Annotated in this window: 25 protein-coding genes; 8 read left to right on the forward strand and 17 right to left on the reverse strand. The window is 40.7% G+C overall.

What is annotated here, in order from left to right; genetic code table 11:
- Positions 1-39 precede the first annotated feature (39 nt).
- A complete protein-coding gene (locus KHA99_RS07050; RefSeq protein WP_213116679.1) occupies positions 40-1,215 on the forward strand; it encodes a M20 family metallopeptidase in 1,176 nt (391 codons plus the stop codon).
- 915 nt (positions 1,216-2,130) lie between these two features.
- Here the strand turns inward: KHA99_RS07050 and KHA99_RS07055 are convergent.
- The 3 genes from KHA99_RS07055 to KHA99_RS07065 form a co-directional block, all read right to left on the reverse strand.
- Positions 2,131-2,853, reverse strand: coding sequence for an EcsC family protein (locus KHA99_RS07055; RefSeq protein WP_213116680.1), 723 nt, complete (start codon positions 2,851-2,853; stop codon positions 2,131-2,133).
- A gap of 85 nt (positions 2,854-2,938) precedes the next feature.
- On the reverse strand, positions 2,939-4,165 hold the full coding sequence (locus KHA99_RS07060) for an ABC transporter permease (RefSeq protein WP_213116681.1): 1,227 nt from the start codon (positions 4,163-4,165) through the stop codon (positions 2,939-2,941).
- Positions 4,158-4,898 carry an ABC transporter ATP-binding protein gene (locus KHA99_RS07065; RefSeq protein ID WP_213116682.1) on the reverse strand — a complete coding sequence of 247 codons (741 nt, stop codon included), beginning with the start codon at positions 4,896-4,898 and terminating at the stop codon, positions 4,158-4,160. Before KHA99_RS07065 ends, KHA99_RS07060 begins: the two co-directional genes overlap by 8 nt.
- 575 nt (positions 4,899-5,473) lie before the next feature.
- On the opposite strand from KHA99_RS07065, the gene KHA99_RS07070 reads away from it, so the two are divergent.
- On the forward strand, positions 5,474-5,893 hold the full coding sequence (locus KHA99_RS07070; protein ID WP_213116683.1) for an HIT family protein: 420 nt from the start codon (positions 5,474-5,476) through the stop codon (positions 5,891-5,893).
- A gap of 141 nt (positions 5,894-6,034) precedes the next feature.
- Positions 6,035-6,562 (forward strand): tryptophan transporter, encoded by a 528-nt coding sequence (locus tag KHA99_RS07075; RefSeq protein ID WP_213116684.1) that lies wholly within the window; start codon positions 6,035-6,037, stop codon positions 6,560-6,562.
- A gap of 52 nt (positions 6,563-6,614) precedes the next feature.
- Here the strand turns inward: KHA99_RS07075 and yhzF are convergent, their stop codons facing one another.
- Positions 6,615-6,806: a membrane protein YhzF gene (yhzF, locus tag KHA99_RS07080; RefSeq protein WP_213116685.1), complete on the reverse strand. Its 192-nt coding sequence runs from the start codon at positions 6,804-6,806 to the stop codon at positions 6,615-6,617.
- A gap of 304 nt (positions 6,807-7,110) precedes the next feature.
- Between yhzF and KHA99_RS07085 the strand changes: the two genes are divergently transcribed.
- A complete protein-coding gene (locus tag KHA99_RS07085) occupies positions 7,111-7,686 on the forward strand; it encodes an HTH-type transcriptional regulator Hpr (RefSeq protein ID WP_213116686.1) in 576 nt (191 codons plus the stop codon).
- On the opposite strand, the gene KHA99_RS07090 is transcribed toward KHA99_RS07085, so the two are convergent.
- Positions 7,683-8,030 (reverse strand): DUF1878 family protein, encoded by a 348-nt coding sequence (locus KHA99_RS07090; protein ID WP_213116687.1) that lies wholly within the window; start codon positions 8,028-8,030, stop codon positions 7,683-7,685. The two genes, KHA99_RS07085 and KHA99_RS07090, sit on opposite strands and share 4 nt — an antisense overlap.
- A 171-nt stretch (positions 8,031-8,201) precedes the next feature.
- Between KHA99_RS07090 and KHA99_RS07095 the strand changes: the two genes are divergently transcribed.
- Positions 8,202-8,381 carry a hypothetical protein gene (locus KHA99_RS07095; RefSeq protein WP_213116688.1) on the forward strand — a complete coding sequence of 60 codons (180 nt, stop codon included), beginning with the start codon at positions 8,202-8,204 and terminating at the stop codon, positions 8,379-8,381.
- A gap of 53 nt (positions 8,382-8,434) precedes the next feature.
- Here KHA99_RS07095 and KHA99_RS07100 read toward each other — a convergent pair whose 3' ends face one another.
- Entirely contained in the window at positions 8,435-8,527 is a 93-nt protein-coding gene (locus tag KHA99_RS07100; protein WP_213116689.1) for a YjcZ family sporulation protein, read from the reverse strand.
- 213 nt (positions 8,528-8,740) lie between these two features.
- Here KHA99_RS07100 and KHA99_RS07105 point away from each other — a divergent pair, with 213 nt between their 5' ends.
- Complete coding sequence (locus KHA99_RS07105) at positions 8,741-9,601, forward strand: peptidylprolyl isomerase (RefSeq protein ID WP_213116690.1); 861 nt, start codon at positions 8,741-8,743, stop codon at positions 9,599-9,601.
- A gap of 118 nt (positions 9,602-9,719) precedes the next feature.
- On the opposite strand, the gene KHA99_RS07110 is transcribed toward KHA99_RS07105, so the two are convergent.
- The 6 genes from KHA99_RS07110 to KHA99_RS07135 all read right to left on the reverse strand — a co-directional run bounded on the left by KHA99_RS07110 (position 9,720) and on the right by KHA99_RS07135 (position 17,498).
- Complete coding sequence (locus KHA99_RS07110; RefSeq protein ID WP_213116691.1) at positions 9,720-9,908, reverse strand: sporulation YhaL family protein; 189 nt, start codon at positions 9,906-9,908, stop codon at positions 9,720-9,722.
- Positions 9,909-10,018: 110 nt separating this feature from the next.
- Positions 10,019-10,963, reverse strand: coding sequence for a 3'-5' exoribonuclease YhaM (gene yhaM / locus KHA99_RS07115; RefSeq protein WP_213116692.1), 945 nt, complete (start codon positions 10,961-10,963; stop codon positions 10,019-10,021).
- A 52-nt stretch (positions 10,964-11,015) separates the two neighbouring features.
- Positions 11,016-14,003: an ATP-binding protein gene (locus KHA99_RS07120; RefSeq protein WP_213116693.1), complete on the reverse strand. Its 2,988-nt coding sequence runs from the start codon at positions 14,001-14,003 to the stop codon at positions 11,016-11,018.
- A 17-nt stretch (positions 14,004-14,020) separates the two neighbouring features.
- Complete coding sequence (locus tag KHA99_RS07125; RefSeq protein WP_213116694.1) at positions 14,021-15,238, reverse strand: metallophosphoesterase family protein; 1,218 nt, start codon at positions 15,236-15,238, stop codon at positions 14,021-14,023.
- A gap of 114 nt (positions 15,239-15,352) precedes the next feature.
- The gene (locus tag KHA99_RS07130; protein ID WP_213116695.1) at positions 15,353-16,606 is read right to left on the reverse strand and encodes an ABC transporter permease; all 1,254 of its coding nucleotides are present in this window, start codon (positions 16,604-16,606) and stop codon (positions 15,353-15,355) included.
- Positions 16,599-17,498 (reverse strand): ABC transporter ATP-binding protein, encoded by a 900-nt coding sequence (locus tag KHA99_RS07135; RefSeq protein ID WP_213116696.1) that lies wholly within the window; start codon positions 17,496-17,498, stop codon positions 16,599-16,601. Before KHA99_RS07135 ends, KHA99_RS07130 begins: the two co-directional genes overlap by 8 nt.
- 124 nt (positions 17,499-17,622) lie before the next feature.
- Between KHA99_RS07135 and KHA99_RS07140 the strand changes: the two genes are divergently transcribed.
- Entirely contained in the window at positions 17,623-17,808 is a 186-nt protein-coding gene (locus tag KHA99_RS07140) for a YhzD family protein (protein ID WP_213116697.1), read from the forward strand.
- Between the two features lie 42 nt (positions 17,809-17,850).
- Here the strand turns inward: KHA99_RS07140 and KHA99_RS07145 are convergent, their stop codons facing one another.
- The 5 genes from KHA99_RS07145 to KHA99_RS07165 form a co-directional block, all read right to left on the reverse strand.
- Positions 17,851-18,642, reverse strand: a complete 792-nt coding sequence (locus tag KHA99_RS07145) for an enoyl-CoA hydratase (protein WP_213116698.1) — start codon at positions 18,640-18,642, stop codon at positions 17,851-17,853.
- A gap of 133 nt (positions 18,643-18,775) precedes the next feature.
- Positions 18,776-20,395, reverse strand: coding sequence for a long-chain fatty acid--CoA ligase (locus KHA99_RS07150; RefSeq protein WP_213116699.1), 1,620 nt, complete (start codon positions 20,393-20,395; stop codon positions 18,776-18,778).
- 275 nt (positions 20,396-20,670) lie between these two features.
- The gene (locus KHA99_RS07155) at positions 20,671-22,182 is read right to left on the reverse strand and encodes a coproporphyrinogen III oxidase (RefSeq protein WP_213116700.1); all 1,512 of its coding nucleotides are present in this window, start codon (positions 22,180-22,182) and stop codon (positions 20,671-20,673) included.
- Between the two features lie 237 nt (positions 22,183-22,419).
- Positions 22,420-23,289: a Cof-type HAD-IIB family hydrolase gene (locus tag KHA99_RS07160; protein ID WP_213116701.1), complete on the reverse strand. Its 870-nt coding sequence runs from the start codon at positions 23,287-23,289 to the stop codon at positions 22,420-22,422.
- 110 nt (positions 23,290-23,399) lie between these two features.
- Entirely contained in the window at positions 23,400-23,747 is a 348-nt protein-coding gene (locus KHA99_RS07165; protein WP_213116702.1) for a YlbF/YmcA family competence regulator, read from the reverse strand.
- 151 nt (positions 23,748-23,898) lie between these two features.
- Here KHA99_RS07165 and KHA99_RS07170 point away from each other — a divergent pair, with 151 nt between their 5' ends.
- The gene (locus KHA99_RS07170) at positions 23,899-25,272 is read left to right on the forward strand and encodes a YheC/YheD family endospore coat-associated protein (RefSeq protein WP_213116703.1); all 1,374 of its coding nucleotides are present in this window, start codon (positions 23,899-23,901) and stop codon (positions 25,270-25,272) included.
- The last annotated feature ends 3 nt before the right edge of the window (positions 25,273-25,275 follow it).

Raw genomic sequence — 25,275 nt, forward strand, 5'->3', positions numbered from 1 at the left:
TCTTATTAGCCTAGTAAAGACTGAGAGGGGGATTTACATATGTTAGATGAATTGTTTGCCAAATTAGAAAATTCCTATGCGGAAATGGTCTCCATTCGCCGACATCTTCACCAGCATCCAGAACTATCCTTTCAAGAATACGAAACGGCCAAATTTATTGTTTCCTTTTATGAAAAACTTGAAATTGAAGTGAACAGCAATGTCGGCGGAAACGGTGTAGTGGCAAAGGTTTATGGTAAAAAGCCGGGTAAAACCGTGGCATTGCGAGCTGATTTTGATGCCCTGCCAATTCAGGATGAAAAGGATGTCCCATATAAATCAACAGTGCCAGGAGTTATGCATGCTTGCGGACATGATGGGCACACCGCCACTCTCCTGCTCCTTGCCAAAGCATTGAATGAACTTAAGGACAATCTCGAAGGAACCTATGTGTTTATTCACCAGCATGCCGAGGAATATGCCCCAGGTGGTGCCATTTCGATGATTGAGGATGGCTGCTTGGAAGGTGTGGATGTTATCTTTGGCACCCACTTATGGGCAAGCGTGCCAACTGGTACAATTCAATATCGAACTGGCCCTATTATGGCAGCTGCTGACCGGTTTGAAATTGAAATTCAAGGCAAAGGCGGGCATGGCGCACAGCCTCATACTACAAAAGATGCAATCGTGACAGCCTCCCAGCTTGTCTTAAATCTTCAGCAAATTGTCAGCCGCAGGGTTAATCCGATTGATTCTGCTGTTGTCTCCATTGGATCATTTACTGCCCAAAATGCCTTCAATGTCATTGCCGATAAAGCAAAGCTTATCGGGACTGTGCGGACCTTCAATGAGGAGCTTAGAAGCTTTATTGAAGAAGAAATCGAACGAATTGTCCACGGCACCTGTTATATGTCAGGCAGCACTTACGACTATAAGTATTTTCGCGGCTATCCGCCAGTGGTGAATCATGCCAAGGAAACGGAATTCCTGGCTGCCTGTGCTCACCTTGCAGCAGAAGTAAAAATCGTGGAAGAGACCGAACCGGACATGGGCGGAGAAGATTTTGCCTATTATTTGCAAAAGGTGCCGGGAACCTTCTTCTACACCGGAGCAAAGCCGGAACCAGATGATGCTGCTTACCCGCATCACCATCCACGATTTGATATCGATGAAAAAGCCATGCTGATTGCTGCCAAGACATTGGGAACAGCAGCCATAAAGGTGCATAACGAATAAATGAAAACTCGTCAATTGGCGAGTCCGTTAGGACGGAGACAGAGACGTAGTTGAATTTATACCTTCTTATTAGCAAAAGAAAAAACCCCTGAACTTTATTTAATGCTCAGGGGTTCAGGCTTTCGAGTAACTAACGACAGCCTTATATTTTACTCATTTTCTTTATTGATTCACCGCGTTAATTTGTTATTACATTATTAATATAAGGCTTTTCAACAAGTCTGTTGCTTGGCGCTCCAGGCACTTCGCTTTCCGCGGGCGGTACGGGGAGCCTCCTCGGCGCCGTAGGCGCCTGCGGGGTCTCCCCTGTTCCGTACTCCCGCAGGAGTCTTCGTGCCTTCCGCGCCAATCAACAGGTGTATTCAATTAAGTTCTTCAACTCCAATAAAATAAGTGGTGAATATAATGTTTAATCCAAAAGAGTATAGCCAAAGTGAATATGGATTTGTTTTTCTTGATTGACAAATATATTGATTTCTCGTTTCTTGAAAAAGTTCCGTCCTTTTTATAGTGACGGCAATGGCGCCCATCCGTTCTCCTCACTCTTTTAAAATGATGTTTATTGGGTATTTTTTTGGTATTCTTTCTGAAAGGACATTACTGCAACCTGCCAGAATATGAAAAAGATTGCAAAACACTTATCAAGGAAATGTGTGTTGCAACAATTAGGTTAATTTCCCTCCCTGTTGATTGGAGCGGAGGGCACTCGACTCCTGCGGGATACAGAGGTCACTGGAGACCCCGCAGGCGCTTTTAGCGCCGAGGAGGCTCCAGGAGCTCCCCGCTGCCCGGAGCGGAAATCAACAGGCCAGTTAGCAGGGATAAACAACAAAAGTTTGGTAATTAGGTTTGGATAAAATAAAAAAAATGCCGAGAAAATATCCTTTTTCGACAATCTGAACCCCTGAAGCTTATTTAAAGCTCAGGGGCTTTTTGCAAAATTCTTAACCGATAAGCGTTCATCGCCGTTTGGCCTAATGTTTTCATTAAGTTGTTATTGGCGTATGCCCCAACAAAGGCGCCGATCCCCGGAACAAGCTGAAGCATTTTGACAAAATCAATATAATCCCGGTATTCCTGCTGGAACTTCCGCCAATCCATCTCCACAAGAACCTGCTTTCGCTCCTCCCAGTTTTCAATCTCAGCTAACGTATTTCTGCGGATTTCATCGCTTGAAAAAGCAAGCTGAAAGACATGAAGAATAAATAACCTTTCCGCATATTCCTTTGTATTGAAGCCGTAAACGGATGCTGCATCAAATAGAAACTTCATCTTGATGGTTAATAGCAACGGGAAGTCTGCCAGCCCCAGCAAAATCCCACCCGCACCAGTGCCGGCCCCCTCCACCATCGCTGTTTTTTGGTAGGTGGAAATTTTCTTGCGGACTAATTCATCTCTTTCTTCAAGAGTTAACCCTTCTGCGGCGTTTCTGTTGATGGTCATCTGCGAACCAAATAAAGTAGCCTTTACCATTGTTTTAATGCTATCCGTCATGACTTCATGAACTTTTTCGGGGATGATTTCATTGATTTTCCCTTGCGCCTTCTTGGAGATCCTATTCATCATTCCTGACCGTCTCGTCAATTTTCGTTTCCAATCTTGAACTTCATCATATACCTTTAATTCATAATCGTTCATAAAACCTCACCTCACCATACTAATTTTATGCGTAAATGCGTAAGAATCAGCTATTTGGTTTCAAAAAAACCCTCTTTGCCTAAACTCAAAGAGGGTTCATTTTATCCTTCATTCTATTTTTACTGTAAAAATAAACAAATAAGAAGTTAAACAATAAGCCTCCGGCAAGCTCCAATAATGCCAGGTACATTTCTCCCTTTAGAAAAATAAACAAGGCAAAAGCAATGTTTTCAATTGTTAAAATGACCATCAGCAATAAATGAAAAGCGTCACGCTTGTGTTTTTCAGCAACCGGATAAAGGTCGACCCACAGCTTGTTTTGGTGGTGATGGATAAGCGGAAGCAGTTGAAATCCAGTTAAATATAAAAACAAAATACTGATGAGAATTTGTCCCAATCCAAACGAAATGAAATAAATCCCTAGTATGCCAATAACCGTTAAGCGGAAAAACAGTCCGAGATAATCCGATGACCGCAAAAAAGTCCTTGCATACAAATAGAGATACGTTTTTTCTTGCGAAAAGGGCCCCCCCCCCAAGAGGAAATCCAGCCATTTTCTTCTTTTTACCGTATCCTTTAGTTTCGGCACATCTGTAAACATATTCGCAAGCCGATAAAAGGAAGCCATTCTTTTTTCTTCCTGGTCAATTAATAAATCCCATTTTAACCCTAGGACTTTTGTTTTGTTATGGAAAAAGAAATAATACAAGACCATAATCAAAGCAATTACCAAAAGGACCACAAAATTTGCCTGTTTAAACAGCAGATAGGTTAGTGAGAGATTAATGAAATATCTCACGGTCAGATCCCATCTATGTACTGATGTCTGAACAAAATAAGAAATCCGCCAGCCGACTAATAGATTCCATCCCTTGATGATAAAAAGAACAATGAGAAACGGCAAAAACAAGCGGAAGCCAGTGCTGCTTATATGGGCATACATTGGCATTAGAACAGCAAAAATGATTAACAGTATGTAGCCTTGAAAGACAAAGCTCACGAATCCGGAACGAAGAAAATACCCTTTTAATTTATCTTCTAACGGAAGTAAAAATACCTTATCCGCTTCCAATAAAAAATTATAAACTGGGCTGTACGTTAAGAAAAAACTGATAAACAGGGCGAGAATGATTTCCGCAGGAAAATCAGTAGATAAAGTTTTAATCCACTCCTGATAATAATAAGCACCGCTGCCAATCAGAAACAATAAAACAATGACAAGATGGCCATTGAAAATATAGCGAAGATACGTGCTCAAATCCTTAACACGCCGGCCTGCCCGTTCCTTCCAAAGTTTCACCGCATTAAACATAATTTTCTTCCTTTGTTAACTGAATATAGATGTCATCTAATGACGCGGCCGGCATCGAAAATAGCTCCCTAAGCTCTGAAAGTGTCCCTTTTGCCCGAATTTTCCCTTCATGCAAAATAACAAACCGGTCGCAATATTTTTCTGCAGTAGCTAGAATATGGGTCGACATTAAGATTCCCGCCCCATTTTCTTTCATTTTCTTCATTAAATCGAGCAATGATTGGATACCGAGCGGGTCGAGGCCGACAAACGGCTCGTCTACGATGTAGAGGGATGGCTGCACAAGAAACGCACACATAATCATTACCTTTTGCTTCATCCCTTTAGAAAAATGAGCTGGAAACCACTTTAGGCGCTTCTCCATCCGAAATTCAGTGAGCAATGGAGAAACGCGGGCTTTATAGTCCGTTTCAGAAAGTCCATAAGCCATCGCCGTTAAGCGTAAATGCTCCTCCAATGTTAATTCTTCATATAAAATTGGTGTTTCCGGAACAAACGTAAACATTTTACGATATGCCTCTTTATGATCTGTGATGGTTTGTCCATTTATTTTTATGGCACCTTGATGTGGTTCCATTAATCCGATGATATGCTTAATGGTTGTGCTCTTTCCTGCGCCATTCAAGCCAATTAGGCCAACCATTTCTTTTTCGTTCACCTCAAAAGAAACGTCTTTTAAGACCGGATTCCTTGTGTAACCGCCAACTAGATTTTCAATCGTTAATAAAGACATTTTTTTAAGTCCTTCCCATTAGATTATCCTTTATTTTATCAAATCGTTTTCAATAAAAATAGAAATTCAATTTTATTTGTATATTTCCTTTTCAATCGGACATCATAATATTCGAAGGGGAGTTCAATTGATGAAGTGATTCATCAACCATTTGAAATGAGGTGTCTACAAAAGACAATATCCGTTTCAAACCCAGAAGCTTCTAAAAACGTTTCAAAACAAGGGGATGGTTGTATTGTACAATGTGCATGGTAACCATTTTGAGTTCAAATAACACCAGGTTTTTGGATAAAAAACTGAAAATGAGGTGTTTGTCGCAGACATCGTCCGTTTTTAAAGGTAAGAAAACCGATAAAAACAAATAGGGGATGGTCAGCTTGAACAATGATGTTTCTTTATAACAACACTCTAATGTAAAATGAGGTGTTTATCAAAGAACACTCCTATTGAACGTCAAATTTGAAGCAATTTCCCCTTCGAGAGGGCGGGATTCTAAGCGAATCCTGCTCTTTTCTTTTTTGCGAAAGAATTCTATGGTAAAATATACAAAATATAATGAAAGGCTGGTCCCAAAAATGAACGATTGTATTTTTTGTAAAATTGTTAATGGTGAAATTCCTTCCGCAAAAGTATTTGAAAATGAACATGTCCTAGCCTTTATGGACATCAGTCAAGTGACGAAAGGGCATACACTGGTCATCCCAAAAATACATAAAGAAAATGTCTTTGAACTGACGCCCGAAATCGCCAGAAACCTTTTCGAAGTGGTCCCTGCCATTGCCAACGCTTTAAAACAGGAATTTGAACCGGCCGGTTTAAATTCCATTAACAATAATGGCGAGTTAGCTGGACAAACTGTTTTTCATTACCACATGCATTTAATTCCTCGTTATGGCAAAGGAGATGGCCTTGGTGTAGTCTGGAAAAATAATCAAAGTGACTATACACCACAAATGCTCCAGGAAATGGCGGCCAATATTGCCAAGAAATTATAGGCCCGTACCGGAAGTTATCTGAAAATTATTTCTTTATTATTATTATCGTAATATGCTATAATGTGTATAACTTCTTCGCTGCAGGCAATGAGTGCACTGCAGGAAGGAAAAAGCTTTAGAAGAGCAGAGGAGAGATGAGAAATGAAAACAAAAAACCTTGTCATTTTAGCACTTTTAGCGGCGATTGGATTTGTGCTGCACGCGGTAATGCCGGCATTCCTAACGATTAAACCTGATATGATGTTGGCGATGATGTTCTTAGGAATTATTCTTATTCCGGAAATCAAAAGCGTTATGCTTTTGGCGATTGTAACAGGAGTATTATCCGCTATCACTACTCAGTTCCCTGGTGGGCAATTTCCAAATATCATTGATAAGCCCGTCACTGCATTAGTCTTCTTCGGTTTATTTTTAGCATTAAAAAAATACCGCAATTCTATTGTAAGTGTTGGTGCTTTAACAGCGATTGGAACGATCGTGTCCGGAACAGTCTTTTTAACATCTGCCTATTTCTTGGTAGGTCTGCCTGGTCCATTTGCAGCGCTGTTTGGCGTAGCTGTCTTACCTGCTGCTGCCATCAATACTGTCACAATGGTTATCTTGTACCCAATCGCGCAATCGATTGCTAAAAGAACTAAATCATCAACTGTTTCCGTCATTGAAAAGTAATGACAGGTACGTTAAGAAAAGAACCCTTAAGGGTTCTTTTCTTAAATTCACTTTAGAAAAAATAGGTAAACAATAAGGCTAATACTAAAAAGATTCCCCCGCCGCTAGCGCAGACAGCTGCCCTTTTCTTTATTATTTGTTTAGGCGGATATACACCTGGTCTCGTTAAATCAATGACGAACTTACCTGTACCCATGAAAAAAATGGCACTTAGAACAAAAAACATGATAGCTGCACTTTTCATAGTAAGATCCCCCTGCAGGATTCCAATTTTCAATTGATGTTGTAACTATTTATATGTTTTTCTGTCCATACCTATGAAAAATTTAGTAACACTATATAAGTAAATTAAATTTTTAACGAAAATATTCAAAAAGTTTCCATTTTTCTTATTAATCAATTATAATGAAATAGAAATCTTTTAAACAATTTTAATTTCAATATAAAATTATCGTAATTTCTAAAAATTTTGTGAATTTTTTCTTTATTAATTTTTATTTTATTGGCATAATGAAAATAGAGTAATAATAAAGTAGGTGAAAATGGAGATGACGGAGAAACAATATTCGGCGAAGGAAGCAATGATTTTTAGTCAAAGAATTGCGCAATTAAGCAAGGCGTTATGGAAATCAATTGAAAAAGACTGGCAGCAATGGATAAAACCTTATGATTTAAATATCAATGAACACCACATTCTTTGGATTGCCTACCATTTGAACGGTGCATCTATTTCCGATGTAGCCAAGTTTGGTGTCATGCATGTCTCAACAGCTTTTAATTTTTCAAAAAAATTAGAAGAACGAGGCTTGCTGAAATTTTCTAAAAAGGAAAATGACAAACGGAATACGTATATTCAATTGACACCAGAGGGTGAAAACATTCTCCTGCAGTTAATGGAAACCTATGATCCAAATGCCTACTCAGCATTTACCGGAGCACTGCCTTTAAGGGAATTATACGGGAAATTTCCGGACATCATTGAAATGATGGCGATTATCCGGAATATTTATGGACAGGACTTCATGGAGATTTTTGAACGTTCCTTCCATAATCTTGAAAGTAAGTTTGTGGAAGAAGACGGGAAGCTAAAAAAATCAGAAGAAAAAGAACAAGAACTTGCCTAACTAGGCTCAATCACTTTTTCAAATTCCTGAAAAAGTGATTTGTATAGATTCTGTGATAGACATGCTTTGATGGTTTGTCCGATATCCAGTTTGTCTGGCATTGAGATCGAAAGCTCATCAAAAAGCGGATGAAAGTATACGTACCCTTCCGCTTTTTGTTCTTCCAATTTTTTGCTCAGTTTATCACATATGGAATAAAAATGATTCACTTCTGATTCGGAAAGGCCGGATTCAATGATCAGTCGAGTGAACTTCTTGGATGGATGATCCACTACCTCTAATAACAGCTTTTGATGAAATTCAAGCATATTTATTTTTTCTGCCAGCATTTCATATTTATCCATGAAAAGGCCCCCTTTTTCCATATTATTCACCTTTTTGGGACTTGGATAAACGTATTTCAGTATTACTTATTTGGCATCAAAATCTAAGAACCTTCCATTCTTTTTGACTATCTTTTTAATAAATTATTTGGTAAGGTAAAATGGAACAGTATCTGGGGGGAGGGATTTCTTATGATCTCCATTTTTATCGTCTTTGCCATTTTTATTTTGTTTTATGTAAATAAAATGACCAGTTCATTATGTATTCAAAAAGAAATTCCGGAAGAACGTCAGCACAAGGTGTTTCGTACGATTAATGTTCTCGTTACCATTTTATTAATTTCTTCCTATTTGGAAATTTTGTATACATAGTGTATAAGTAAAAAACAAGCGATGAGGTGTCTCTCATCGCTTTTTACTTATGCTTAAATTACCCAAGCAGCACCAACGATAATCAATAAAATGAATAGAACAACGATTAACGCAAAGCCTGCTCCGTAACCTGCTCCACCAGTCATATTTATTCCTCCTTTCGTAATCTACGATATACTATTCAAACAATCGCCAATTGACTAGGCTCTTATCTTATTTTTTGGGTAAAGACCAGTTTGGGCTTGGTGAATTTTTTAAAATGATAATCCTTTTAATTTTTTGCAGGAGTTGCCATTTATGTTATAGTTAAGGATGTGGACAAAAACCCATAAGAATTTACTATTTAGGAGAGATTCATCATGAAAAAATGGATAATGGCCCTAACGCTTGCAAGCTCAATTCTTGCCTTAAGTGCATGTAATCAAAATGGTTCGGAAACGGTTGCAGAGAGCAAAGCTGGGGATGTAACACAAGAGGATCTTTACAAGGCAATGAAGGATAAATTCGGCAATCAGGCATTACAGCAGCTTGTCTATGAAAAGGTTCTTTCTAAAAAGTACAAAGTAACCGACAAAGAATTAGATGACAAAATTAATCAAATCAAAGAGGACCTTGGCTCAAACTTTGAAATGACCTTGGCCCAATATGGTTATAAAAGTGAAGCCGACCTAAAGAAAACAATGAAGCTTGGTATGCTGCAGGAAAAAGCGGCGATGAAAGACATTAAAGTAACCGATAAAGAATTAAAGGATTACTATGATAATTATCAGCCTGAAATTAAGGCACGTCATATTCTCGTTGCCGATGAAGCAACAGCAAACACTGTAAAACAAAAGCTTGATGGCGGAGCAAAATTCGAAGATGTGGCAAAAGAATACTCAACTGATAAAGCTTCTGCCCAAAATGGCGGCGATTTAGGCTGGTTTGGAGCTGGAAAAATGGATCCTGATTTTGAAAAGGCTGCCTATGCCCTAAAAGTTAATGAAATCAGTGCTCCAGTAAAAACTCAATTCGGTTACCATATTATTCAGGTTACTGATAAAAAAGAGAAAAAATCCTATGATGAAATGAAAAAAGATATTGAATATCAAGTAAAATCTCAAAAGTTAACTACCGATGTGATTAATAAAGCCATGGAACGTGAATTAAAAGACGCTAATGTAAAGATTAATGACAAAGACTTAAAAGACGCACTTACACCTCAGAGTGCAGCCCAATAAATGAAAACTTGCCGATTGGCGAGTCCAATAGGACGGTTCATGAGGCATAGTTGAATTTATACTTTTCTATTAGCTAAATCAGAAAAACGGAAGCGCCTAATTTTGCGCTTCCGTTTTTTTATTCGCTTGTTGCATGTTCACCTTTTCGTGCTTCCTTTTCTTTTTCAAGGCGCATCATATAGATTTCTCCCTCACGTTCTATATCTTCTTGTTCAAGCTGACGCTCTTCCCGCCCTGTTTTAATGGCCATTAACGCGCTAATGATAATCCCAACCACAACTGCATAAACCCAAATAGGTATAGTCAACTTCACTTGCCCCCTTCATAATGGTTGTCCAATTTTCTAATAAATAATATTCATGGATTAAAAAATTATGCATAAAAAAAGGATAACCCCCAATAAAGAGGTTACCCTTCCTATTTATGAAAAGTAGGCTTGTAGAAGGAACGATTATCCAGCGCAAAAACCCGTTCAGTAAATTCCCCTGGCTTGACTCTTTCCAAAGCCCGATCAAGCATGTTCATTTTTGCATCGAGATTATCAATGTAATGAAGGATTTCTGCTTCTTTCACTAACGGAGGTTTCGGGCTTCCCCACTCCGCTTTTCCGTGATGGCTTAGAACGAGATGCTGGAGGATTAACACTTCCTCCCCGTTAATACCAAGTTCTTCGGCTACTTTGCCAATTTCATTGATCATAATCGTAATATGCCCAAGTAAATTTCCTTCGAGCGTATAAACAGTTGAAATTGGCCCGGATAATTCCATGACTTTGCCCATATCATGCAGGATAATACCTGCATACAGCAGGTCCCTGTCAAGACTTGGGTATAGGCCGGAGATTGCTTTGGCGAGGTCAAGCATGCTGACCACATGATAGGCAAGCCCGGAAACAAACTCATGATGATTTTTGGTCGCCGCCGGATACTCCAAAAATGCCTTCTGGTGCTTCTTTATTAAATGGCGGGTAATCCTTTGGATATTCGGGTTTTTCATATCAAAAATATACTGGGTCAGTTTACTCACCATTTCATCTTGACTTAACGGTGCGGTTTCAAGGAAGTCTTCCAATTTCACCGCATCCGCTGGTCCGGTTCTCCGAATCTGGCGGATTTTCAACTGGCTTTTGCCCCGGTAATTTTGCACGTCTCCCTGAATTTTGACAATGGTTTGGGCGGCATACATTTTTTCATCCTCTTCATTGGCATCCCAAAGTTTGGCTTCAATATCCCCACTTTGGTCTTGCAGGATTAACGTTAAGAACGGCTTTCCGTTGCTCGCAATTCCTTTTGTGGACGTTTTAATTAATAAATATAACTCAATCTGTTCCCCAACTTCATAATCTAAAATACCTTTCGCCAACCTAGACACGCTCCCTTCCGATAGTAAAAGTATAACATATCCTTCTTTCACTCTATGAAATTATCTGAACAGCACCTTTTTCCAAGAAAAGAACATTTTCCTTTGGAAAGAACTGTAGTAAATGCTGATGACAAGTAAAAAATAAGATTTGATTTTGTTCCAGCGTTTTTATAAGCGCGATGACCCTTTCTGTTCTGCCGATATCAAAGTTTACGAAGCTGTCATCAATGATAATCGGGAACCGGTATTTTTCATAAAGGGTTGTAGCCAGTGCCAGTCTGATCGAAACATATAGCTGTTCTGTGGTGGCTTGGCTTAATTCGTTTGCTTCAAATAGGGTCCGGTCCTCCCGTTCTACTAGGAAACCAGTCCCCAATGGATGCAGGTGTATTCGGTGGTGTCTGCCATTCGTAAGAAAAGACAGAAACTCCTCCGCCCTTTCCAGCATTCTGGGCAAATGTTCATTTTTGTATTTCTCGATTGTTTCCGTCAGAATATTTTGTGCAAGAGAATAAACAGCCCACTCTTTTGCTGCCTCCTCGAGTTCAAATTTTTTCTGTATATAATGATGGAGAATATCGGAATAAACGCCACCTTCTTCGAGAACCTGTAATTCGTACTTGACCTTGGCTTGCTCCTCCTGCAGCTCTTTTAATCTAGCTTGCAAGCGCTTGGATTCATCAAGGCCATCAGTTATTAATTCATCCCAATTATGGATGGTTAGGAAGCTTTCCCTCTCTCCCTCAGACAGGCTTGAATAGTTGAGCTGACTGCGGATATTATCCAAAGCAGCCATCAGTTCGGATCTTTTTTCCGCCTTTTTTCCAAGTTCATAGAATTGCTGTTCCGTATCTGTATTAGCAGACTGAAGCAGTAAAGCATACTCCGCTTCGAGCTGCTCCAATTCTTGTGATTTGCCTTGACGATCCGCTTCCATGCCAGCAAGTTTATTTTTTCTTTCCTGGTTTTTGATTCTCTTTTCAAGTTCTTCCTTAAGCTTTGTCCTCAATAAAAATGCGGTCTTATGTAAACCGAGATCCTTTTCCGGCAAAAAGCGTTTGCCATATTCCTGAATTCCTCCGGCGATCTGGCTTTGCTGTTGATTAGCTTTGTCCACTTTTGCAATAAGTTTATCTCGTTCCCATAAAATCTCTTTAAATTTTTCGATTTGTTTAAATGCTTCCTCCAAAAAGGCGTCGGCAAGATTATGAGGTATTTTTAACTCCCTGCTAATTGTAAGCAGCGTCTCTTTATGCTGACTTGAGGCAATCTCCCATTCTTCAAATTTCGAAATCACTTTTTCAAATTGGCTTTGCTGCTGCTTGAGCTTTAATTTTAATAGCTGTAGCTTTTCGCGCCGCTGATTGTCTATCTTCAACTCTTCAGTTGCCTCGCTCAGATCCACGTATTCGGCAGATTGCAGTTTTTCGCTTATCTGTTTTTCTTTTTCCTGCAGCCCGTCAAGCTGTTGAATAAGCTGCTTTTCCTTAGCATGCTTTAAGGATTGCAGCATGTACACGGCAAAAGCCAAACAGCCTCCTAACCCCAAGATCATCAGTACCCATTGTTTTGTCAGAAGTCCATAAAGGATTAGTCCGAGGAGAATCAGCTCTAACGTGATAAATTGAAGCTTAATCCTTGATTTAGCAGCCTGCTCCTGGTCAAGCGAGCTTTGGTGGAAATGGATTTTTTCCTTGATTCCCTTTAATTCCTCTTCTAAGCCCCTTTTATCATTTCCGTGAACCTGTTTTTCAAGGAGCATTCTGTCTTGGTCTGGCAAACATAAGTCCTCGGTCAAGAGAACCTCCTTTTCAATCATCTCTAAGGCATTTTTTTCTTCCTCATACCGTTCATCCAGTTCTTCTTTTGCTTCCGCCAGTTTTCTGCTTTGTTTTACGGTTGTTTCAACCTGGCTTTTCATATACATATTTGTATTAATGGCTTGAAAATCTTGATCCTGCAATGGGAGATGAAGCCTAGCTTTAATATTGGAAAGTTCCGCATCACAGTCAGCCATTCTCTGTTCATATTGGCCCAGTTCCAATTTGAACTGGTCATAAACTGGCATCTGATCCAATAACATTAATATCGCCGGCTCGTTCTCGAGAAGCCCCTCATTTGGCTCCAAATCGGCTATTTCCAGCTTTACCTTTTCGATTCGTTCCGCAAGACTGTTCAGCTCGGCTTTGTAGGGAAGAATAAGTTGGTTTAATTTTTCGAGTCTTTCCATTCCTCGTACAGGGAACTGTACTTCTCCAAGTTCAGCAAGCTCGTTCTCAATCCATTTTTCTTGTTTAACAGAAGATTCTATCCTTTTCCACTCCGAAAGCTTTGCTGTATTTACCTGAAGGGTGGTAAGCTGTTCGTGAAGATTAGCGATTTCCTGCCGCAGGCTTTCTTTTCTCGCTGCCAAGGTCTCATATTCCTTATTTTTCGCAGCGGCTTTTTTTAGCTCCTGATTGACCTCATGAAGCTCCTGCAGTTTTTCATTTAGCTCGGGCTTTTTTCCCCCTGGCTTAAAGCGGATATCCAGCTCCTTTTGGAGGGCAGCCTCTGCCTTTGCCAGCTGTTCTGTCCCTAGTGTTCCGGCCGAAAATAGGTATTTGCCCAGCTCTTCACCCTTCATCTGGTGGATGTTTTGCAGCCCGTGAATATTAAAGGAAAAAATGGCTTGAAATAGATTTTTATCAAAGCTTTCTAGTAATTCCTTTAAAAGTTCTTCACCGCCAATGATCCCGTTATCCATGACTACCTTGACATCACCGGCGGCTTTCCCTTTTACCCGTTCTATGACGGCAAAGCCTTGCCCCTCAAGATAAATTCGGATATTCCCGCCGTACTTTGTACCATGTTTCGGTTCGTAGCGCAGCTCGGATTGCTGCTTAGTTGGAAAACCAAATAAAATACTATGTATAAAGGCCATAATAGTAGATTTTCCAGCCTCATTTTCTCCGAAGAAAACCTGAAATTCATTCAGATTTTCGATGATGATATTTTCAAGTTGTCCAAAACCGTAAATATTCATTGCCGTGATTTTCAATTTGGATTCACTCCTTTCTATTTATAAAGTAATTCAATTAGCAGCTTCTCCGCCCTATTAATCAGTTCATGCTGCTCACCTGAGGATAGGGGCGGCAAATATTTTTTACCCAAGCGGTGCTCGTACAAAACGGACAAGGCTTCATCTACATGATCGAATTGCTCAATTGCAGCAAAAAGTTCACCATAAAAATTGGCTTCTTTTTTTAATTGCTCCTTGTTCACATGCTGCCTTTCGGACAAAGATAACTCCACAATCCAGACAAATGCTTCCTCTTCCTGTTCATCTTCCAACAAAAGATCAAGCAGGTCCGTTTGTAAGCTTCTTTTCTCCATGTCGTCTTCAAGGAGAATATTTTTGATGGCTAGGGACAAGAATGTGCCTGTTTTATCCTTTCTCCAGGTATTTAGGCTTGATTGACATAATTGAAGAATATCATGAAAATTTATCGCTGATGCTGCATCAATTTCAGCCTCTTCCCAGACAATATCTGCTGCTTCTACAAAGTCCAGTTTTGCCTCAAGTTCCGTAAGCATGATATGATAAAATCCTTTTGCGTCTTTTTCCTTCTTATTTCTCCCTTGAATATTACCGGGATAGATAATCGGAGGATGTTCAGATAATACAGAGCGTTTATGGATATGGCCCAATGCCCAATAATCAAAGTCCTTATCAAGTAAATCCTTAACAGTAAACGGGGCATAGTTATCGTGTTCAGAGGAAGAGCTTTCATTTCCATGAAGGATGCCAATGTGGAAATCTGAACCCACTGACTTCACATACTCATCTATTTTTCTCTCAAACACATGTCGGGTTGGGTAGCTGAAGCCATAGAAGGATACTGTTTCACCAGTCTTTGTCTGCAGTTCTATCCTTTCGACCTTGCTGCCAAACACATGGACGTTTTCCGGCATGTCAAGGTGCACCCAGGAACCATTTAAATGGTCATGATTGCCGTGGATCACATAGACAGGAATACCATGTTTTGCAAGCCTCTGCATTTCCGCTCTGAATCGTGACTGGGCCCGGAGACTGCGATCTTCCCCGTCAAATAAATCACCTGCTATGATGACAAAATCAACCTGCCTTTCAATTGCTGTTTCAGTTAGCTTTTTTAAGGAAGTAAAGGTGCTCTCTTTTACTCTTGAAAAAATAGCAGCGGGCAAATGCTTTAAACCCACCATCGGACTGTCCAAATGTAAATCGGCAGCATGAAGAAATGATAATTTTTTCATAAAATTTCCTCTCAAACGTTCTTTTCTTTCATTTTATCACGGCTCAAATACGAATGCACGTTCTGTGTCGTAATTAATAAAAAGCTTTACCAAAAATGGTAAAGCTGAGACAGACTATTCGTTTTTTGTTAATTGCAGCGCTTTTTTAATATCTTTAAAGGAATTGGATTTGCCATACATCAAAACACCGCCGCGATAGACTCGTGCACCAAATATAGCTAATACGGCAATCGTTACCACAAGAATGGCAATCCCCAAAACAGCCTCCCATGCCGGAATGGTCAGCATCCCGACGCGTAGGAACATAATCATTGGCGTAAAGAATGGGATATAGGACGTGATGGTAATAAACGCAGCATCCGGCTTGCCAAGGCCAAACATAGCAATCATAAAACCGCCAACAACCAATAACGTCATCGGGGTAATCATTTGCTGGACATCCTCAATCCTGCTGACCAGCGAGCCTAAAAAGGCTGCAAGGGTGGCATAAAGAAAATAGCCAAGGATAAAGAAAATCACTGCATAGACGATGGTTGCCCCCGGGATATCACCAAACCCATACACCCCAAAGAATCCATCCTTTAACGACTCCATATTGCTCTTTAAGGAGAAGTAACCGACAATCAAAAACACGGCCAACTGGGTTAAACTCAATAAACCGATCCCGAGAATCTTGGCAAACATCTGCTTGATTGGCGAGACACTGGAAATCAGGATTTCCATCACCCTGGATGATTTTTCCGTTGCCACCTCCATGGCAATCATATTAGCATACATAATGACAGCAAAATAGATGATAAATAAGAGGACATAGACAAGCCCGCGTGCTTGATTGAGTTCTTCTTCTGTTTTCGCATTTTTCTCAAGCGCTGTTTTTTCAAACGAAACCGGCTCGTAAAGCTTTTGCAGCTGATCAGGAGCCAAATTAATTTTCGAAGCGGCGAGCATTGTTTTAACCTGCTGCAAGCTGGTCTGAAGATCCGTATACAACGCAGAATCAGCAATGCTCATTGCCTTATAGCCCGCTTCCGGAAGTTCTTCCTTGTTGAAACGCAATTCAAGCAATCCAGCAAACTCACCATTTTCAACCGCTTTTTCCGCTTCTTTTTCAGTGCCTTTATAGGATGTTAAGTTTATATCTTTATTGATCGTTTTCAATTGCTGCTTGAAAGGCTCGTAAAGCTTACCCGTTTCATCCAGGACAGCAACATTTTCTTTACCACCGTTTTTATCAAAAATTTCAATGATATTTTGAAAGTTTGTTAACCCCAGAACAATTACGATTGTCAAAAAGGTTGTCACAATAAAGGATTTGCTTTTTAATTTATTCATGTAGGTATGTACTAAAATAATCCAAAAATTATTCATATGCATTACCTACTTTCTCGATAAAAATATCATTCAATGACGGCTCTTCAAGGGCAAATTTCCGCAGCAAGCCTTTCCCGGCAATTTCCTTAAGGATTCCTTCCGCGACCTGTTCTCCTTCAATCTGTAATTCCAGCCCCTCCATCGTGAGTTTCGTCTTTACCACACCTGGAAACTCCTTTAGCGACTCCAAAGAAAAATCCGCATGGATAATTAGGTTCTTCTTCCCATAGGCGCGCTTGATTTCCTTTAAGGAACCATGAACCACGGGACTTCCTTTTTGGAGAATACAGAGATGCTCGCACATTTCCTCAACATGGTGCATTTGATGACTCGAAAAGACAATGGTTGTTCCGTTTTCCTTTAGCCCTAAAACCGCCTCTTTTAACTGCTCGACATTGACAGGGTCCAGCCCACTAAACGGTTCATCTAATATTAACAGCCTGGGTTTATGGATCACAGCAGCAATGAATTGAATCTTCTGCTGATTCCCCTTGGAAAGCTCTTCGACTCTTTTATTTTCATATTCGGGTATTTTAAATTTCTCGAGCCACCTTCTAAGCTCCCTTAAAGCCTCACCTTTAGGCATTCCTCTTAATCTAGCTAAATAAACAATCTGGTCCCGGACTTTGAGTTTTGGATACAGCCCTCTCTCTTCAGGAAGATAGCCCACCAGATGGCTGGTAGAATAATCAAGTGGTTTATCGTCCCAGGTTATTTTACCGGAGCTTGCATCGAGTAACCCTAAAATCATTCGAAACGTTGTTGTTTTCCCAGCGCCATTTGCCCCCAAAAAACCAAACATTTCTTTTTCCGGAATCGTCAGGGATAAATCGCTGACAGCAGTAAATTCTCCGAAACGTTTGGTAACCCGTTCCAGTTTAAGTACCATTTTACCTACTCCTTTCCTCCAACAATACAATTGTACCATATTATGGATTTTATTTTCTCTTTGCACAATTTATAGAATTATGCAAAAATAATAGTAAGAATTTTTTTAAAAAGGGGTATGTGGAATGAAAACTTATAAATTAACGGCTTTTGAGGCAAATGGAGAAAAGATTTTAGACGAAGCCTTCCAAGCAGAAAACGATGATGTTGCAAAGGCGCAGGGGGAAAAACTATTATCAGAGAAAAATTTACTAGATAAAACGCACCGCTGCACATCTCCTGCAGGCAAACTGCTACTTTTCCATGCTTAAAAATCAGCAATAAGAGGCCGTCTTATGACAGCCTCTTGTTTTTTATTTTCCGATAAAATTTGGCTTTCTTTTTTCAATAAACGCCTTGATTCCCTCTTTGTGGTCCTCGGTTTCGCGCATTTTCTGCTGGCCGTACTTCTCCAACTCTAGTATTTTCAAGAGCTGCGGGCGATTCTTTTCAGCTAATATCTTTTTAGTTTTGATCATCGCTTGAACAGGTCTTTGCAGCCAATCTGCCACTCTAGTATGTACAGCATCCTGCAGCTCGCCATCAGCTACTTCCTGAATAAGACCGATTGAATGCGCTTCCTCCGCACTCATCATTTTACCCTCCCAGATAACCTGCTTGGCCTTGGTTTCTCCTAATCTTTTTTCCATGAAGAAATGGGCACCGCCATCTGGGATCAGCCCTATACCAATAAAATTCATTGCCAGTTTGCTAGATTTTTCAGCGATAATATGATCGGTTGCTAACGCTAAACTAAACCCTAAGCCCGCTGCTGCACCGGTAATCGCGCTGATTGTTAATTTTGGCATGCTATATAAGGTGATAACCAGCTCACTGATACAGTCCATGAGCGGAAGAAATCCATTCTCGTTCATATCTGATAGCATTGTTTTAATATCTCCCCCGGCTGAAAACGCTTTTCCTTTTCCGGTTAAAATCAGGATATCCACATCATCCGATTCGCTGATTTCTTTCAGTTTGCTGACAAGGCCTTTAATCATATCCACGTCCATCGCGTTATGCGCTTCCGGCCGATTCATTTCCAATGTGGCTACCCGGCCCTCTACTTTTAAGTTCACCTTTTCTGTGACAAAATTTAAAGCCATTTCCAATCCCCCCAATAAACTTGTTCATCTTCATTATATAGAGAAATGAACAGAATAAAAACAAACTTTCGTAATAGATTGAATTTTCCGCGGGCAAAAAGGACAAAGAGCTGGCCCCCCTTGTCCTTGTCAATTAACCTTTTTGACTTACTTCCTTTTGCACCTGGTCACGAAGGGCCATTTTCAAAAATTTCCCTACAGAGGTTTTTGGAACTTCTTCGATGAATAAAATATCGTCCGGAATCCACCATTTTGCAAATTGAGGCAGAAGAAATTCAAATAGCTCTTCTTTGGTTGTTTTTCCTTTATATGCTTCTTTTAGCACAACGCAGGCAATTGGACGTTCCTGCCACCTTTCATGAGGAACTGCTACAACGGCCGCTTCAAACACTGCTTCATGGGCCATTAAAGCATTTTCCAAATCAACAGATGAGATCCATTCCCCGCCGCTCTTGATCAGGTCCTTGGTTCTGTCGACTATTTTAACAAACCCTTCTTCGTCAATAGTAGCGACATCCCCGGTGTGCAGCCAGCCATCGTGGAAAGCATCCTTCGTCCGTTCATCCTTATAATATTCGGAAGCAATCCATGGTCCTCTTAAGCATAATTCGCCCATTTCCTTGCCATTCCATGCGACTTCACCGTTCTGACCAAGTATTTTCATCTCTAGTCCAGGGACAAGAACTCCTTGTTTAGCTCTTAATTCCAATCTTTCCTCGTAATCGAGCTCCTGTTGATAGCTTTTTAATGAGGAGAATACCGCAAGCGGGCTTGTTTCAGTCATCCCATAGCCGTGCATAAACGGAATATTGTATTTTTGTTCAAATGTTTTAATCATTCCTTTAGGCGCTGCAGAACCGCCGCACAGGATTCCTCTTAGGCTGCTTAGATCATAGCTGCCCTCTTCAAGTTCTTTCAGCAGTCCCATCCAAATCGTTGGAACCCCGGCTGTGATGCTCACTTTTTCCTGCTGGATTAATTCAGCTAACAGCTTTGGTGTAAAATTTGGTCCGGGAAGGACTAACGTTGTTCCAAACCAAACGCCGGCAAACGGCATTCCCCAAGCATTTGCATGGAACATCGGGACAACCGCAAGGGCAACATCCTTTTCACTAATTGCTAAAGTGTCAGCTAAACCTATCGCCAGGCTATGCAGAAAAATCCCCCGGTGAGAATATACAACTCCTTTTGGATTTCCAGTAGTCGCTGATGTATAACACATCCCGGCTGGGTCATTTTCATCAATTTGAGTAGTGTATTGGAATTCTGGGTTTGCTTCAGCTAAAAGTGTTTCGTAATGATATACAGGTGCGAGTGTGGTCTGAGGGATCTCTTTTTCGTCTGTCATGATAATAAAAGCTTTAACAGTTTTCAGTTCATGTGAACATTTTTCAAGCAATGGAAGGATGTCTGCATCAACAAGGAGTATTTTGTCTTCGGCATGATTAATGATAAAGCTGATGTGCTGTGGTGAAAGACGGATGTTGATGGTGTGAGCTACTGCACCAATGCAAGGAATGCCGAAGTAGGCTTCGAGATGGCGGTGGTGGTTCCAAGCTAATGTACCCACCCTGTCACCCTTTTCAACGCCGAGTTTTGTTAAGGCATCTGAAAGCCTCCGTGTTCGTTCACCAATTTGTTTGTAAGTCAGCTTTTGGATTCCGCTGGCGGTTCTTGAGACAACCTGCTTCTTTGGAAAGTACCTTTCAGCCCTTTCCAACATTTGCGTCATTGTTAAAGGTGTTTGCATCATAGCTTAGTCCCCCTTAAATGCGTTTTAACCCCATAGTATCCTATGTGGCAGTTCCTCTTAAATATTCGACATCGGGGAAAATAATCCTTTATTAAGAACACAATTGATTGGTTTTTCAGGGGTAAATGCTGTTTGCTGGACCTCTTTTATTCCGGTTAACCCTTCTACGCCTGCTAGCGGTCAAAATAGCGGCTCTTTTTTTACCGGTTGACCCCTCGACCGACCCATTACGGGAAATACCCACCCCCCAAAATTTAAAAATCCCCCGCTTAAAATTAAGCAGGAGATCCTTTTTCCGAAAATAACTCATCTAATATTTTTATCTTATCTTCAGTATATGCTTCAAATCCGTCGTTATAAGATTTTGGGTCTTTCGGATTGGCAAAGTGCGTAATTTTCCCAGTGACAGGGTCAATGAATTTGCTCGATGCCCCGCAGCCGAGTCCGATGATGGTCTGCTGCTCTTCCATAATCATGATATTGTAGATACTTTCTTGATTCGGCAGAGAGTAGCCGACATTTTCCAGGTTGCCCAGGATGTTTTTCTGGCGGTATAAATAGTAAGGGACATAGCCATGGTCAGCGGTCCAGTCCTCGGCAAGATTCATCATTTTTTCAACCTCAGTACGGTCTGCCACCTTATATTTTTCCTTATTCTTCGTCATTTCAGACGCACGCTTGAATGATAGAGTATGAACGGTTACCGACTCAGGCATCAGCTTTTCAGTTTCAGCTAAGGAATGGGTGAATTCCTTGAGTCCCTCACCTGGAAGGCCGATGATAAGGTCCATATTGATATTATTCATCCCCATTTCCCGAGCCAAGTGATATTTTTCAATCGTTTCCGTAACCGTATGATGCCGTCCGATTGCCTTCAATGTTTCCTGCGTATACGATTGCGGATTGATGCTGATCCGGTCAATATTCCACTTTTTCAAAACGTCAAGCTTCTCTGGGGTAATCGTATCCGGACGCCCTGCCTCCACAGTAATTTCCCGAATATTAGAGACATCAGGAAACGAGTTGTACATCTCTTCATAGAGCATGTCCATCTCTTCGGCGGTAATGCTTGTCGGTGTGCCGCCGCCGTAGTAAACGGTTGTAATCCGCACCCCTTTTTCCTTCAGCCACTCGCCGATTTTCCTCATTTCATAATGAAGGCCGCCTAAGAAGGAATCAACAGAGCCCTGCCGCCCGTTGATGGCATAGGCTGGGAAGGTGCAGTAAGCACATTTCGTAGGACAGAACGGAATGCCAATATAAATGCTCACTTCCCGCTCGAGTGAGTAAAGGTCTGGAACAACCGTCAACTGCCGGTTGACGATGTGGTGCATTAGCGCAATTTTTTCGTCAGTAATTAGATATTCATCCTTTAATTGCCGATGGGCCACTTCAGCTGGAATGCCTTCCTGCAGTTTTTTGTGAAGCAGCTTAGTAGGTCTCACACCCGTTAAAATCCCCCATTTTTGCGTAATGCCGGTCAAGTCCTGGAGAACCGTTAAATAAACGTGGGAAACGGCATTTTTAATCTGTTTAAACCGTTCTTTTTCAGAATCGGCTCCCTTAAAATCCTGCTGATATTCAGCAAATAGGGCTTTTCCACTTTGATCCGTTAATTTTGCCGAAACAACAATATTTTCCTGAACCTGTAATTGAAATGCTATCTGTATATCAGCATCATCCGTCTGAGATGTCAAAATCTGTGACTCTTCAAAAAATAAATTCGCAATAAGCGTCAATGGCCGGTTGAATCTTTCATCCTCTAAGCCTAGTATCGAAATTCGCAAGCTTTATCACCTTTCAAAAATAAACTTCTTTAAGTGTACAAAATCACAAAAATAAGGTCAATATAGTGGAAATCATTGGACTAAATAAATGAAAACTCGCCGATTGGCGAGTCCGGCAGGACGGTTCATGAGGCGTAGTTGAATTTATGCGTTAAGTATAAAGCTTTCGACAGAAAGTTTATACTTATTAGCAAAAAAGATACCAGAGGCTCAACGCCCTGATATCTCCATTCAAGATTAATTTTTGATAATCTTCATTTTTCTTAAAAATTCAATCGGTTGCTGCTTTCTGAAGTGTTCCTTCACCATATAGGAAACGCCATGTTCGTTTTCCGACCTTGTTACCCAATCTGATGCTTTCTTCACCTCAAAAGGAGCATTCCACATCGAAACCCCTAGACCAGCCGCTTCAATTAACGGGATGTCATCGAGGCTGTCACCAATATAGACCATCTCTTTTAACTGGAAACCGAGTTGGCTGCCAAGAAACGCTAACCCATTAAGTTTGGAAACTCCGGCCGGAACAAGATCGAGCCGCAATGAATCAAGTTTAATTGGAGTGATTTCCGTAAACATTTTTTCAATGGCGGTTTTGGCATCCTCCAAATCACGTTTATTTTCAAAATAAACCTCAATCTTCGGAGGGGTTGCCGGCTGATCATGCAAATATTCGCTGAGGGATTCGACAAATTGCTGTGAATAAACAAAAGGGTCGCCTGTGGTGAAAACCGTTTTTGCTAATAATTGCTGGTGCAGTTTATATTTATTGGCAATCGAAAAATTCTCGTGAACCAAACGGATTTGACACGGCAGCGCCTCAAGCAGACGAATGGTATCATAGGTAATTTCCTCATTAATCCGCTTCGCGTATACCGGCTTATTTTCCTCCCGCGCAATCAATGCCCCCTGATGGGTGACAAGAGGTGACGATATCTTTAAGGCTTTCGCTGCCTTCTTGGCTGAGTGAAAGCTCCGTGATGTAACGAGTGTGACATAAATCCCCTTTTGCTGAACATATTCTACGGCTTCCTTTGTCGATTTATGGATTTTGCCATTGCTTTGTAAGAGTGTGCCATCAATATTTAACGCAAGTAAGCGATAAATCATTATGCTGCCCCCTGTTCTTGGTGAAAATACCTTTATATCACTTTTATGATTTTTCACCAATTTATAGAACAGTGCTTGTAAAAGTGAGGGCTTGGCAGCTTCTTAAAAAATTAAATTTGTCCGTATAAATCAGCTAATGGCTTTAGGACGATCTGGTTTAACTCACCGATTACATTATTCATTCGCTGTTCCACCTGCATAAGATGGGCGATTTTCGGATTCTGCTGAACAACTCCGACTGTTGCTTGGGCCTGCTGAATTTCCTGCTCGGAAATGTTTTGTCCCATCATTTGTTTTTGCTGCAAATTCATTTGGATGTGGCGAAATTGATCAAACAGCTGCTTCGCTGCCTGGTCAGCATTTACCTCTTGATAAGCTTGCTGTAGTTGTTTAAATTCATCACTTTGACGAATCGCATTTTCTAAAGCATAGGCGGAATCATATAAATTTACTGCCATTTGCGGGCTCACTCCTTTTTAGTTAACAATACTTCCCAACTATATCAAACTATTCAAGGGAATGCGAGAATGTTCAAATCACCATCCCGTAAGCTTCCACATAGGATACTACATCAGCGGATGCCTATTTAATAAAGAATGAGGAGTGATTATGTCCGGTTCATTAACGAGCGTAACAATTTTACCAGAGAAATCCGAAGAAACCAATTCTCGTTTGATTAAAATGTCCCGCAGGCTGTATCACTATCTGCAAATGGAGAATCACCGCGAATTACAAATCATGGTCGGCACAAAAACAATTCGTGCCAATATCCAGATTAGCGATAGCCTTCCCCGGGAACTGCATATGCCGGAGGACTTCTTTACCTATTTTAGTTTGCCTGTCCGAAAGGTTAACCTTCAGGCAAAATACTTTTCTGGGTCCAACACACTTAAGCTTGGTCCTGTCATCGGATTGCTGACAGATTTTTCACCGAAGAATGGTGAAGAACCTAATTTCCGTTCCATTCATAAGTTTTGTGAGGACCTCCATCAAGTGGTATCAGAAAATGGCGGTTTTCTTTATGTTTTTTCTTTTAAACATTTTTTACAGCACGGCTATTATTTTGAAAACGGAAGCTGGATCGGAACAAGCCCGCCTGCCCCTGATGTTATTTACAATCGGATCCATTCTCGAATACTAGAAAACAAACAAGAATTTGTTGAATTTCGAGGGACGCTTGAACAACTAGCCATTCCCATCTTCAATGACCGCTTTCTCTCAAAATGGGAAGTATACGACCAGTTGAAAAATGAACATCATTTGTCATCCTACATTCCCGAGACAGCCTTGCTCTCAAGGGATACTTTACATTCCTTCCTGCAAACCTATGAAACCATTTTTATTAAACCGATTCATGGCAGCCAGGGAAAAAATATTATTAAACTGGAAAAAATCTCGGAAGACCAATTTACCCTGCAAACTTCAGGCCAATCCCAGGCTGATGCTTTACAAGCCCTAGCAGCGCATGAAATCTATCAAGAAATAAAATTACTGCTGCAAAACCGAATTTGTATTGTTCAGGAGGGTATTTCTTTTATTGACTATCAATCATCTGCCATGGACTTCAGGGTATTGGTCCATCGAAATTATGAAAAAAAGTGGGAAATTACATCGATTGTGGCAAGAATCGGGGCTGTACAGGAATTTGTCTCCAATGTTGCCAGGGGCGGCCATACGATAAAACCGGTAACTGCCTTACGTTCCAAAATGGCCCCAAAAACCGCTTTGCAAACATTTAAGCTAATAAAAGAGCTATCGTTGGAAACCGCAGAAAAGGTCAGTGCACTGTCCGCCGGAATTACCGGTGAACTGGGGATCGATGTCGGCGTTGATGAAAAGGGGAAGCCCTGGCTGATTGAAGTAAACTCAAAACCATCAAAGGCATTTGAAGATGATTCAGGGAAAATCAGACCGTCTGCAAAAGCAATCATTCGCTTTTGCACAAGCCTGGCCTTTGAAACCCTGAATGAAAAGGAGGTTTAATTC

Source organism: Neobacillus rhizophilus, assembly GCF_018343535.1.
GTDB classification, from domain to species: Bacteria; Bacillota; Bacilli; order Bacillales; family Cytobacillaceae; genus Neobacillus; species Neobacillus rhizophilus.